At 69.5% G+C, this 12,744-nt stretch carries 11 protein-coding genes and 1 pseudogene; 10 read left to right on the top strand and 2 right to left on the bottom strand.

What is annotated here, in order from left to right; genetic code table 11:
• Positions 1-754: pseudogene (locus tag AOK03_RS05635) on the top strand (hypothetical protein); the annotation flags it as partial.
• Positions 755-841: 87 nt separating this feature from the next.
• Here the strand turns inward: AOK03_RS05635 and AOK03_RS05630 are convergent.
• A complete protein-coding gene (locus AOK03_RS05630; protein WP_244177495.1) occupies positions 842-1,393 on the bottom strand; it encodes a GNAT family N-acetyltransferase in 552 nt (183 codons plus the stop codon).
• A 97-nt stretch (positions 1,394-1,490) separates the two neighbouring features.
• On the opposite strand from AOK03_RS05630, the gene AOK03_RS05625 reads away from it, so the two are divergent.
• Together AOK03_RS05625 and AOK03_RS05620 are read left to right on the top strand one after the other, a co-directional pair.
• On the top strand, positions 1,491-2,777 hold the full coding sequence (locus tag AOK03_RS05625; RefSeq protein WP_055564038.1) for a geranylgeranyl reductase family protein: 1,287 nt from the start codon (positions 1,491-1,493) through the stop codon (positions 2,775-2,777).
• Positions 2,778-2,877: 100 nt separating this feature from the next.
• On the top strand, positions 2,878-3,207 hold the full coding sequence (locus AOK03_RS05620) for a putative quinol monooxygenase (RefSeq protein ID WP_055564037.1): 330 nt from the start codon (positions 2,878-2,880) through the stop codon (positions 3,205-3,207).
• 111 nt (positions 3,208-3,318) lie between these two features.
• On the opposite strand, the gene AOK03_RS05615 is transcribed toward AOK03_RS05620, so the two are convergent.
• Complete coding sequence (locus AOK03_RS05615) at positions 3,319-4,137, bottom strand: C40 family peptidase (protein WP_055564036.1); 819 nt, start codon at positions 4,135-4,137, stop codon at positions 3,319-3,321.
• 883 nt (positions 4,138-5,020) lie between these two features.
• Here AOK03_RS05615 and AOK03_RS05610 point away from each other — a divergent pair.
• From AOK03_RS05610 to AOK03_RS05580, 7 genes are read left to right on the top strand one after another with little or no spacing between them, the layout of a single operon-like run.
• A complete protein-coding gene (locus AOK03_RS05610; protein ID WP_003992243.1) occupies positions 5,021-5,380 on the top strand; it encodes an NADH-quinone oxidoreductase subunit A in 360 nt (119 codons plus the stop codon).
• Positions 5,381-5,401: 21 nt separating this feature from the next.
• A complete protein-coding gene (locus tag AOK03_RS05605) occupies positions 5,402-5,956 on the top strand; it encodes a NuoB/complex I 20 kDa subunit family protein (RefSeq protein WP_055564035.1) in 555 nt (184 codons plus the stop codon).
• Positions 5,953-6,675, top strand: a complete 723-nt coding sequence (locus AOK03_RS05600; protein ID WP_055564034.1) for an NADH-quinone oxidoreductase subunit C — start codon at positions 5,953-5,955, stop codon at positions 6,673-6,675. The genes AOK03_RS05605 and AOK03_RS05600 overlap by 4 nt, the downstream gene beginning before the upstream one ends.
• Entirely contained in the window at positions 6,675-8,009 is a 1,335-nt protein-coding gene (locus AOK03_RS05595) for an NADH-quinone oxidoreductase subunit D (protein ID WP_055564033.1), read from the top strand. Before AOK03_RS05600 ends, AOK03_RS05595 begins: the two co-directional genes overlap by 1 nt.
• Positions 8,006-8,857 carry an NADH-quinone oxidoreductase subunit NuoE gene (nuoE, locus tag AOK03_RS05590; protein WP_055564032.1) on the top strand — a complete coding sequence of 284 codons (852 nt, stop codon included), beginning with the start codon at positions 8,006-8,008 and terminating at the stop codon, positions 8,855-8,857. Before AOK03_RS05595 ends, nuoE begins: the two co-directional genes overlap by 4 nt.
• Positions 8,854-10,218: an NADH-quinone oxidoreductase subunit NuoF gene (gene nuoF / locus AOK03_RS05585; protein WP_208609504.1), complete on the top strand. Its 1,365-nt coding sequence runs from the start codon at positions 8,854-8,856 to the stop codon at positions 10,216-10,218. The genes nuoE and nuoF overlap by 4 nt, the downstream gene beginning before the upstream one ends.
• Positions 10,215-12,728: an NADH-quinone oxidoreductase subunit G gene (locus tag AOK03_RS05580; RefSeq protein ID WP_055564030.1), complete on the top strand. Its 2,514-nt coding sequence runs from the start codon at positions 10,215-10,217 to the stop codon at positions 12,726-12,728. The genes nuoF and AOK03_RS05580 overlap by 4 nt, the downstream gene beginning before the upstream one ends.
• Positions 12,729-12,744 lie beyond the last annotated feature (16 nt).

The raw sequence follows: 12,744 nt of genomic DNA, 5'->3' as shown, positions 1-12,744 counted from the left end.
CCAATCCCCCGTCGCCCCCAAGCCGCGCAGCCGGGCCACCGTCTGGGTGGTCACCATCGCCGTGGCCCTCGTCGTGGGCGGTGGCGCCACCGCCGGGGCGTTGCTCTGGCAGGACACGGGGAACGACAAGGCGGACGGCGCGGGCAAGGACGACAAGGCCTCGGTCAGCCGGACCGACCAGCCGAGCGGGCAGCCCAGTGAGGACCCGGGCGGCGCCCCGAGCCCGGCGGCGTCGCAGAGTCCGGAGTCCGGCGACAGCACGGATCCCGGGACGACCGGCGAGTCGAAGGTCCCCGAGGGCACCGAACGGATCACGGACCCCGAGGGCTTCTCCTTCGCGGTGCCCGAGGGATGGACCCGCCAGTCCGTCAACCCCGAGCGCCCCGGACAGATCACCTATGCCGGGTCGACCGGCCGTGAGGAGTTCCTCGTCGGCGTCGTCACGGACGCGCCCTACACCTCGTACGAGAACTTCCGGAACATCGAGAAGCACACCAAGTCGGCGCCCGACAAGTCGGACTACGACCGCATCCGGATGGAAGAGAACACCTTCCAGGGGCAGGACGGGGCGATCTGGGAGTACACGTACACCGACGAGGCGGACCGCACGATCCACGCCATCAACCAGAGCTACGTCGCGGAGAACGGCACGGAGTACGCGATCCAGCTCTCCTGGCGCGAGGACTTCTGGCCGACGGGCGAGGGCGCGAAGACGCACGCGACCGCACTGGACACGTGGCGCCTCACGGACTGACACGCCCGGCCGCAGCAGGGCTCCGACCTCGCAGCCGGAGCCTTGCTGCAAGCTCGCTAGAACCCTCCGACGCGCTCCGGACGCTCTCTAAAGGGTGAGCCGGAAACAGTGGGCCGTACGCCGCGACGTCTCCACGCCCGGTACCAGCGGGGGAGTGGTGAACGACTCGGCGAGCTCCATGCCGAGCCGCCGCGTCACCGCGATGGACCGCTCGTTTCCGGCGACGACCATCGCCACCACGCTCGGCACCCCCGCCGCGCGCAGCCGCTCGACCGTCGCCTCCGCGGCCGCGGTCGCGTACCCCTTGCCCCAGGCGCCGCGGGCGAGCCGCCAGCCGATCTCGATCTCACCCACCGGGCCCCAGCTCCTGGTCCAGGGCTGGGCGCCGGTGAAACCGATCGGCTCGCCGGCCGGGTCGAGCAAGGTCCACAGGCAGTAGCCCAGTTCGGCGTCGTGTCTGCGCTGGCGGGCGGTCAGCTCCTCGTACATGGAGAGCTCCGCCGACGAGCCGCCGAAGAACTCCATGACCTCGGGGTCGTCGAAGAGCCGGTGCCAGACGAAGGCGTCCTCGTGGGTGGGGACGCGCAGCTGCACGGCGGGGAGGTGCAGCGCGGGCAGGGTATCGGTCTGCTCGGTCACGTGTGGCCCTTCGGCTGGCTGATCAGTACCGCCTCATAGACTGCCCATATCCCGTGCCGGTCGGCACACAGATTTCGAGCCTTGGGGAGAACCCGCCGTGACCGAGCCGCTCTCCGAACACACCGCGGACGTAATTGTCGTCGGCGCCGGCCCCGCCGGTTCGACGACGGCGTACTACCTGGCGAAGGCCGGCCTCGACGTACTCCTCCTTGAGAAGACCGCGTTTCCACGGGAAAAGGTCTGCGGCGACGGGCTCACGCCCCGCGCCACCAAGCAGCTGGTGTCCATGGGAATCGACATCTCCGAAGAGGCGGGCTGGCTGCGGAACAAGGGCCTGCGCATCATCGGGGGCGGGGTGCGGCTCCAGCTGGACTGGCCGGAACTCGCCTCTTACCCCGACTACGGCCTCGTCCGGAAGCGTGACGACTTCGACGAGCAGCTCGCCCGGCAGGCGCAGAAGGCGGGCGCGCGCCTGTACGAGCGGTGCAACGTCGGCGAGCCCGTCATCGACGACCGGACCGGCCGCATCACCGGCGTGCACGCCAAGATGGGCGAGGAGAAGACCCCGGTCACCTTCCACGCCCCGCTCGTCGTCGCGGCCGACGGCAACTCCTCGCGGATCTCGCTCGCCATGGGCCTGCACCGCCGCGAGGACCGTCCGATGGGCGTCGCGGTCCGCACGTACTTCACCTCGCCCCGCCACGACGACGACTACCTGGAGTCCTGGCTGGAGCTGTGGGACCGCCGCGGCCCCGGCGAGGACCGCCTCCTGCCCGGCTACGGCTGGATCTTCGGCATGGGCGACGGCACGTCCAACGTCGGCCTCGGCATCCTCAACTCCTCCAAGTCGTTCCGCGAGCTGGACTGGCGCGAGGTCCTCAAGGCCTGGTGCGCCTCGATGCCGGAGGACTGGGGTTACACCCCGGAGAACATGACCATGCCGATCCGCGGCGCCGCCCTGCCGATGGCCTTCAACCGTCAGCCGCACTACACGAAGGGCCTGCTGCTCGTCGGCGACGCGGGCGGCCTGGTGAATCCCTTCAACGGCGAGGGCATCGCGTACGCCATGGAATCCGGCCAGATCGCGGCGGACGTCATCGCGCAGGCACACGCGCGTGCCACCCCCGCCCAGCGCGAACTGGCGCTGCAGAACTACCCGCAGACGCTCAAGGAGGTCTACGGCGGCTACTACACGCTGGGCCGTGCCTTCGTGAAGCTCATCGGCAACCCGAAGGTCATGAAGATCGCGACCCAGCGCGGTCTGACCCACCCGGTCCTGATGCGGTTCACGCTGAAGATGCTGGCGAACCTGACGGACCCGATGGGCGGCGACGCGATGGACCGCATCATCAACGGCCTGAGCAAGGTGGCGCCGAAGGCATGACCGTGTGACCGCCGGGGCGCCGTGGGGGAGTTCCGCGGCGCCCGCAGGGCCCGACTAGCCCGATTTGCCCCACCCGTCGGGCGCAAGGCACGCTGGCCGGATGATTTTCATCGCAGTCAAGTTCACCGTCCGCCCCGAGCACAGCGACAGCTGGATCGAGCGGACCGCCGCATTCACCACCGCCACGCGCGCGGAGCCGGGCAACGTCTTCTTCGAGTGGTCCCGCTCCGTCGAGGACCCGAACCAGTTCGTGCTCCTGGAGGCATTCGCCGACGGGGACGCGGGCGCCGCGCACGTCGGCTCCGACCACTTCAAGGCCGCCATGGAGACGATGGGCGAGCTCATCGCGACCGTTCCGCAGATCGTGAACACCGAGATCGAGGGCAGCGGTTGGTCCGAGATGGCGGAGCTGAAGCCGAAGAACGCGTGAGGAAGACGTGACGAAGGCGTGAGGAACGCCTGAGAAGCCCTCTCAGGGCGCACCAAGGGCCGGAACCCCTCCAGGGGGGTTCCGGCCCTTGGTCGTGGCTCTAAGGGGCCGTCAGAGGACGCGCACGGCACCCGAGGCCGGGTAACCGGACAGGTCCTGGATGACAACGCCCTTGCCGGGGTTGGCGGCGTCCAGGTACTGGCCGTTACCGATGTACACACCGACGTGGTACGCGGAGCCCTTGCCGCCCCAGTACAGGATGTCGCCGACCTGCAGGTTCGAGGTGCCGACCTCGGTGCCCATCGTCGACTGGTCCTGCGAGACGCGCGGAAGGTCCACGCCCGCCTGCTTGAACGCGGCCTGCACCAGGCTGGAGCAGTCCCAGGCGTTCGGGCCCGAGGCGCCCATCACGTAGGCGTCGCCGAGCTGGGCCTTGAGGAAGCTGATGACCGAGCCGACGCTGCCGCTGGCCGGGGCGACCGAGTCGGAGGCGCTCGTGGAACCGCCACCGGACTGCGTGGAGAGGTTCGTGCGCTCGGCGGAACGCGAGGCGCGCTCCTCCGCCGCCTTCTTCTTCGCGGCGGCCTCGGCCTTGCGCTCGGCCTCGGCCTTCTTCTCGGCCTTCGCGAGGTCCGCCTTGGCCTGCTTGGCGGCCTTGGAGGCGGCGGCGTCCTGCTCGGCGCGCGACTCGTAGGTGTCGGCGGCCTGCTGGGTGGCGTCCGCCGACTGCGCGATCTGTGCGGACAGATCGGTGGAGAGCGTGGGCATCTCGATGGTCTCGGACACCGGCTCGGCCGCGTTAGCCGTACCGGCCGCCGCGGCCACTGCCAGGGTGCTGAGGACGCCACCGGCAACTCCGGCACGCAGGGCAATCTTCGAGGCGCTGCGACGGGGCTTCCGGTGGCTGGGTATGTGAGCGGTGTGGGACATGAGACCAACCGCTATCAGGGACTCACGGTTCCCTTCAAGAAACGTGTGCTGCGCCACAGTTACGGATTCCGCGCCTGAATCCCGGGCGTGTCGCTCTTTATTGACGCCGTAACGGGCAATGCGGACAGGGCTGATCACGCCTGTGATCATGGGTTTTCTGTGATACGCCCGAATTGCCCTCGGTCTACCACCCGTTGAGTCCGTTGGCCAAGCCCGGCTTATTCGGGGAAGTTCACCCTGTGGCGCAGGTCACACCGCGACCTCCTGGGGGTCTCCTTGAGATCTCGCTGAGACATCCCTGAGATCTCCCGCAGATTCCGACGGCGGTTCGAGGGTGGGTCGGGTGACCCCCTCCGGGCGGAGGGGGCGCGTCGGGTCGGTCGCGGAGATCGTCCGTGAGGGTCGGCCGCGAAGGCCGACCGAGGCCGCCGGTCGCGGAGTGGTGGGTCCCGGCGAACAGGGGGCCCGGCGCTAGTGAATCGGCGCACGCGTCCACATCCGTCCACACCTGTGCCGCCAAAGTGTGAACGCGACTCCTCTATCAAGTGATCCCGTCCAGCGCCAATTTGCTTGCAGGTGCCACCGCTTGATAGAGCGACACGCCTTCGACCAGCGATGACGCGCTGAGATGTCACCTCTAGTGATCGCTCAGGCGCTTCGCGTACGAAGATCACCGCTCATCCGACTTCATGATCCTTCGTCAGGTGGTGGAGATCACAAAGCCGTTGTCGCACCCCGTGTCGCAGATCACAGACCGCCGGGCATAGGATGCGGGGCAGTTGGGCTTGTGACCTGCTTCACATGTAAGCGATCTTCGATGGGAATCAGGGAGCGGTCCGACGCAACCGCCAACAGTCAGTGCCGACTGAGAGGAGCGAGGAGCGTGAACGCCTATGCGCCCATCCTCGTGCTGGGAGCCCTCGGGGCAGGCTTTGCGATCTTCTCCGTGGTCATGGCCACGCTTATCGGTCCAAAGCGGTACAACCGCGCAAAGCTAGAGGCCTATGAGTGCGGCATCGAGCCGACGCCGACGCCGGCAGGCGGCGGGCGATTCCCCATCAAGTACTACCTGACGGCGATGCTCTTCATCGTCTTCGACATCGAGATCGTCTTCCTCTATCCCTGGGCCGTCACTTTCGACGCGCTGGGGATTTTCGGGCTCGTGGAGATGCTGCTCTTCGTGCTCACCGTCTTCGTCGCGTACGCGTACGTATGGCGACGCGGCGGCCTGGAATGGGACTAAGGGTCTGAGGGGTCAAAGAGCATGGGAATCGAAGAGAAGCTGCCGAGCGGATTTCTGCTGACCACCGTCGAGCAGGCCGCGGGCTGGATGCGGAAGTCGTCCGTCTTCCCCGCCACGTTCGGCCTCGCCTGCTGCGCCATCGAGATGATGACGACCGGTGCCGGGCGCTATGACATGGCGCGCTTCGGCATGGAGGTCTTCCGCGGGTCGCCGCGCCAGGCCGACCTGATGATCGTGGCGGGCCGGGTGAGCCAGAAGATGGCGCCGGTGCTGCGGCAGGTCTATGACCAGATGCCGAATCCCAAGTGGGTCATTTCCATGGGGGTTTGCGCTTCATCGGGTGGAATGTTCAACAATTACGCGATTGTGCAGGGCGTGGACCACGTTGTCCCGGTTGACATCTATTTGCCCGGCTGCCCGCCACGCCCCGAGATGCTGTTGGACGCGATTCTCAAGCTCCATCAGAAGATCCAGAACACCAAGCTCGGCGTGAACGCGGAAGAAGCCGCCCGTGAGGCGGAGGAGGCGGCCCTCAAGGCGCTCCCCACCATCGAGATGAAGGGGCTGCTGCGGTGAGCGACGCGCACGACGAGCACCTGAACGGCAACGGCGTACCGGCGCCGCGCGACGAGGCCGGCGAGGTCATCGGCGTACGCAAGGGCATGTTCGGCGCCGCCAACGGCGCGGACACGTCCGGCTACGGCGGGCTCGTGCGGACCGTCACCCTGCCCGGCGCCTCCTCGCGCCCCTACGGCGGCTGGTTCGACGAGACCGCGGACGAACTGGAAGGGGCCCTGGAAGAGCAGGGCCTCGTCCCGGAGAACGCCATCGAGAAGACGGTCGTCGACCGCGGCGAGCTCACCTTCCACATCGAGCGCGAACACCTCGTCCGCGTGGCCCAGACGCTGCGCGACGACCCGGCCCTGCGCTTCGAGCTCTGCACGGGCGTGAGCGGGGTGCACCTCCCCGGCGACAAGGGCCGCGAGCTGCACGCCGTCTACCACCTGCGCTCGATCACCCACAACCGGCTGATCCGGCTCGAAGTCGGCGTCCCCGAAGGCGATCCGCACCTGCCCTCACTGGTCCCGGTCTATCCGACCAACGACTGGCACGAGCGCGAGGCGTACGACTTCTTCGGCCTGATCTTCGACGGCCACCCGGCGCTCACGCGGATCATGATGCCGGACGACTGGCAGGGGTTCCCGCAGCGCAAGGACTACCCCCTCGGCGGCATCCCCGTCGAATACAAGGGCGCCCAGATCCCGGCTCCGGACCAGCGGAGGTCGTACAGCTGATGTCTGCCACTCAGGGAACATCCCACGCTTCCCCCCGCGAGACGACCGAGGGGACCGTATATACGGTCACCGGCGGCGACTGGGACGAGGTCGTCCAGTCCGCGGCCAAGGCCGACGACGAGCGCATCATCGTCAACATGGGCCCGCAGCACCCGTCCACGCACGGTGTGCTCCGGCTCATCCTGGAGATTGAGGGCGAGACCGTCTCCGAGGCCCGCTGCGGCATCGGCTATCTGCACACCGGCATCGAGAAGAACCTCGAATACCGCACGTGGACGCAGGGCACGACGTTCGTCACGCGCATGGACTACCTGACGCCGTTCTTCAACGAGACGGCGTACTGCCTCGGGGTCGAGAAGCTCCTCGGCATCGAGGACCAGATCCCGGACCGCGCCTCGGTCATCCGCGTGCTCCTCATGGAGCTCAACCGCCTCTCCTCGCACCTGGTGTGCATCGCCACCGGCGGCATGGAACTCGGCGCGACCACGATCATGATCTACGGATTCCGGGATCGTGAACTCGTTCTCGATGTCTTCGAACTCATCACCGGCCTCCGGATGAACCACGCGTACGTCCGGCCCGGCGGACTCGCCCAGGACCTGCCGCCCGGCACGGTCGACCAGCTGCGCGAGTTCGTGAAGACGATGAAGAAGAACATCCCCGAGTACGACAAGCTCGCCACCGGGAACCCCATCTTCAAGGCCCGCATGCAGGACGTCGGCTATCTCGACCTCGCCGGCTGCATGGCCCTCGGCGCCACCGGACCGGTCCTGCGCTCGGCGGGCCTCCCGCACGACCTGCGCAAGTCCCAGCCCTACTGCGGCTACGAGAACTACGAGTTCGACGTCCCGACCGCCGACACCTGCGACTCCTACGGACGCTTCCTGATCCGCCTGGAGGAGATGCGGCAGTCGCTGCGCATCATCGAGCAGTGCATCGACCGGCTCGCCCCCGGCCCGGTCATGGTCGAGGACAAGAAGATCGCCTGGCCCGCCCAACTGGCCCTCGGCCCGGACGGCCTGGGCAACTCGCTCGACCACATCAAGAAGATCATGGGCACCTCCATGGAGTCCCTCATCCACCACTTCAAGCTGGTGACCGAGGGGTTCCGGGTCCCGCCGGGACAGACGTACACGGCGGTCGAGTCGCCCAAGGGCGAGCTCGGCGTGCACGTCGTCTCCGACGGCGGCACCCGCCCCTACCGGGTCCACTTCCGCGACCCGTCCTTCACCAACCTCCAGGCCATGGCGGCGATGTGCGAGGGCGGCCAGGTCGCCGACGTCATCGTCGCTGTCGCGTCCATCGACCCCGTGATGGGAGGCGTCGACCGGTGACCACCACTCCTTCAGAGCAGGGCGCGGGCGTCAGCCTGGGCATGCCCCAACTCCCCGCCCCCGACTACCCGGCCGACGTGCGGGCCCGCCTAGAGGTGGACGCCAAGGACGTCATCGCGCGCTACCCGGGATCCCGGTCGGCCCTCCTCCCGCTGCTGCACCTGGTGCAGTCCGAGGAGGGGCACGTCACCCGCACCGGCATGCGGTTCTGCGCCGAGATGCTGGGCCTGACCACGGCAGAGGTCACGGCCGTCGCGACCTTCTACACCATGTACCGGCGCAAGCCGTCCGGTGACTACCAGGTCGGCGTCTGCACCAACACGCTGTGCGCGGTCATGGGCGGCGACGCGATCTTCGAGGAGCTCAAGGAGCACCTCGCCATCGGCAACGACGAGACGACCGGGGACGGCAAGATCACCCTTGAGCACATCGAGTGCAACGCCGCCTGCGACTTCGCCCCCGTGGTGATGGTCAACTGGGAGTTCTTCGACAACCAGACCCCGGAGTCCGCCAAGCGGCTCGTCGACGACCTGCGCGACGGGAAGGTCGTGCGGCCCAGCCGCGGGGCGCCCCTGTGCACGTACAAGGAGACGGCCCGGATCCTGGCCGGCTTCCCGGACGCGCGCCCCGGCGCCGTCGAGGCGAGCGGCGGCGCGGGCCCCGCCTCGCTGATCGGACTGCGCCTGGCCAAGGGCGAGGAGCCGCAGCCGCGCGTCGTCCACCCGCGCGCGGGAGGCCCTCAGGACGAGGCCCCCGCCGAGCACCTCAGCTCGCACGACGCGCCGCAGCACACCTCGGCGTCCGACCCGGCGCACCCGGCAGGGCCGACCGCCGAGGAGGGGGAGTGATGACCTTGGCAGCCGAGATCGACAACGAGACCAGCCCCGAGAAGCTGCTCGCACCGGTTCTTTCGGCCTTCTGGGACGAGGAGAAGTCCTGGACGCTGGACACCTACCGACGGCACGAGGGGTACGAAGGCCTGCGCAAGGCGCTCGCCATGGCCCCGGACGACGTCATCGCGTACGTGAAGGACTCCGGGCTGCGGGGCAGGGGCGGCGCGGGCTTCCCCACCGGAATGAAGTGGCAGTTCATCCCGCAGGGAGACGGCAAGCCGCACTATCTGGTTGTCAACGCCGACGAATCGGAGCCGGGGACCTGCAAGGACATCCCGCTCCTCTTCGCGAACCCGCATTCCCTCATCGAGGGGATCGTCATCGCGTGCCACGCGATCAGGTCGTCACATGCCTTCATCTATCTGCGGGGTGAAGTCGTCCCCGTCCTGCGCAGGCTGCACGAGGCCGTCCGCGAGGCGTATGCGGCGGGCTACCTCGGGAAGAACGTGCTGGGCAGCGGACTCGATCTCGAACTCACCGTGCACGCAGGCGCGGGCGCGTACATCTGCGGTGAAGAGACCGCACTGCTCGACTCGCTCGAAGGCCGCCGCGGCCAGCCGCGACTGCGACCCCCCTTCCCTGCCGTCGCGGGCCTCTACGCATGCCCCACTGTCGTGAATAACGTCGAGTCCATCGCGTCCGTTCCCGCGATCCTCAACCGGGGGAAAGACTGGTTCAAGTCGATGGGCAGCGAGAAGTCGCCCGGCTTCACCCTCTACTCGCTGAGCGGGCACGTCACCAACCCCGGTCAGTACGAGGGTCCGCTCGGCATCACGCTGCGCCAGCTGCTCGACATGAGCGGCGGCATGCGCGCCGGGCACCGGCTCAAGTTCTGGACCCCGGGCGGCTCTTCGACGCCGATGTTCACCGACGAGCACCTCGACGTCCCCCTGGACTACGAGGGCGTCGGCGCCGCCGGATCGATGCTCGGCACCAAGGCGCTCCAGTGCTTCGACGAGACGACGTGCGTCGTGCGGGCCGTGACCCGCTGGACCGAGTTCTACGCCCACGAGTCCTGCGGCAAGTGCACGCCCTGCCGCGAAGGCACGTACTGGCTGGTGCAGTTGCTCCGGGACATCGAGGCCGGCAAGGGCGTCATGGCCGACCTGGACAAGCTGAACGACATCGCCGACAACATCAACGGCAAGTCCTTCTGCGCCCTGGGCGACGGCGCGGCCTCGCCGATCTTCTCCTCGCTGAAGTACTTCCGCGAGGAGTACGAGCAGCACATCACCGGCAAGGGCTGCCCCTTCGACCCGGCCAAGTCGACTCTCTGGGCCGACCGGCCCGCTGAAAGCGCGCAGGTGAACGCATGACAGTGACCACCAACAACGCTCCCTCCGGGGGCGGGGAGGCGGCGGTTCCGCCCGAGGATCTCGTCTCGCTGACCATCGACGGCATCGAGATCAGCGTCCCCAAGGGGACGCTGGTGATCCGGGCCGCCGAGCTGCTCGGCATCGAGATCCCGCGGTTCTGCGACCACCCGCTGCTCGACCCTGCGGGCGCCTGCCGTCAGTGCATCGTCGAGGTGGAGGGCCAGCGCAAGCCGATGGCGTCCTGCACCATCACCTGCACCGACGGCATGGTCGTGAAGTCGCAGCTGACCTCGGCCGTCGCCGAGAAGTCGCAGCGCGGCGTGATGGAGCTGCTGCTCATCAACCACCCGCTGGACTGCCCCGTCTGCGACAAGGGCGGCGAGTGCCCCCTGCAGAACCAGGCGATGCAGGTCGGCGACTCGGACACCCGCTTCGAGGGCAAGAAGCGGACGTACGAGAAGCCGGTGCCGATCTCCACCCAGGTGCTGCTCGACCGCGAGCGGTGCGTGCTCTGTGCGCGCTGTACCCGCTTCAGCAACCAGGTCGCGGGCGACCCGATGATCGAGCTCATCGAGCGCGGCGCCCTCCAGCAGGTCGGCACCGGCGAGGGCGACCCCTTCGAGTCGTACTTCTCCGGGAACACGATCCAGATCTGCCCGGTCGGCGCGCTGACCTCGGCGGCGTATCGCTTCCGCTCCCGGCCCTTCGACCTGGTGTCGTCGCCCTCGGTGTGCGAGCACTGCTCCGGTGGCTGCGCGAGCCGCACGGACCACCGGCGCGGCAAGGTCATGCGACGGCTCGCCGCGGACGACCCCGAGGTCAACGAGGAGTGGATGTGCGACAAGGGGCGCTTCGGCTTCCGTTACGCGCAGCGCCCCGACCGGCTGACGACACCTCTGGTGCGCAACGCCTCGACGGGTGAGCTGGAGCCCGCCAGCTGGCCCGAGGCCCTGGAGACCGCGGCCCGTGGTCTCGCCGCCGCGCGCGGCCGGGCCGGGGTCCTCGTCGGCGGCCGCCTCACCGTGGAGGATGCCTACGCGTACAGCAAGTACGCGCGCGTGGCGCTCGACACGAACGACATCGACTTCCGCGCGCGCGTGCACAGCAGCGAGGAGGCCGACTTCCTCGCGGCCCGGGTGGCGGGCCGGGGCCGGGACCTCGACGGGACGGGCGTCACGTACGCCCTCCTGGAGAAGGCGCCCACCGTCCTGCTCGCCGGGTTCGAGTCCGAGGAGGAGGCGCCCGGCGTCTTTCTGCGGCTGCGCAAGGCCTGGCGCAAGCACGGCCAGCGCACCTTCTCCCTCGCGCCGTTCGCGACCCGGGGCCTGGAGAAGGCGGGCGGCACGCTGCTGCCCGCGGCGCCGGGCACCGAGACCGAGTGGCTGGACGCGCTCGCGGCCGGCGTCGGCCTGGAGGCTCCCGGCACCGAGGCGTCCGAGGCGCTGCGCGCCGACGGGTCGGTCATCGTCGTCGGTGAGCGGCTCGCGGCCGTGCCCGGCGGGCTCACCGCCGCCGTGCGGGCCGCCGCCGCGACCGGCGCCCGGCTGGTGTGGATCCCGCGCCGGGCCGGGGAGCGTGCCGCCGTCGAGGTGGGCGCGCTGCCGTCGCTGCTGCCCGGCGGACGTCCGGCCACCGACCCGCGCGCGCGGGACGAGGTCGCGGCCGCCTGGGGCGTCGCCGAACTCCCGCACCGCTACGGCCGCGACACCGGCCAGATCGTCGAGGCCGCCGCGACCGGCGAGCTCGGCGCCCTGCTGGTGGCGGGTGTCGAGGTCGCCGACCTGCCGGACCCGGCACGCGCGCGTGCGGCGCTGGACGAGGTCGGTTTCCTCGTCTCGCTGGAGCTGCGGCCCAGCGAGGTCACGGACCGGGCCGACGTGGTCCTGCCCGTCGCCGCCGTCGCCGAGAAGCCGGGCACCTTCCTCAACTGGGAGGGCCGCGCGCGGATGTTCGACGCCGCGCTGAAGCCGGACCAGATGACGCGCAGGCTGGCGCCCACCGACGCGCGCGTGCTGCACATGCTCGCCGACGCCGGGGACATCCACCTCGGCCTGCCCGACCTGCTGACCCTGCGCCGCGAGCTGGACCGGCTCGGCGGCTGGGACGGCCCGCACGCCACGGACCCCCTGGAGACCGGCGCCCAGCCGCCGCGGCCCGCCGCCGGCGAGGCGGTCCTCTCGGGGCACCGGCTGCTGCTCGACCAGGGCCGTCTGCAGGACGGCGACGAAGCGCTGGCCGGGACGCGGCACGCCGCCCACGCGCGCGTGTCCGCCGCCACCGCGGCGGAGGCGGGCGTGAAGGACGGCGACCTCCTTGCGGTCGCCGGTCCGGCCGGGGCGACCGAACTCCCGCTCCAGATCACGGAGATGCCCGACCGCGTGGTCTGGCTGCCGCTGAACTCGACCGGGGGAGGCGTCACGTCGGACACCGGCGCCCGCCCCGGCGACCTCGTCCGCATCGGCCCGGCGGTCCTGCCGGAGCCCACTGAGGCCCCGGAGGTGACGTCGTGACGCACACGCTGGTGCC

It is taken from the genome of Streptomyces atriruber (assembly GCF_001418325.1).
Lineage (GTDB): Bacteria > Actinomycetota > Actinomycetes > Streptomycetales > Streptomycetaceae > Streptomyces > Streptomyces atriruber.
The sequence above is the reverse complement of the archived record's forward strand: the minus strand, read 5'-3'. Positions and strand labels throughout refer to the sequence as shown.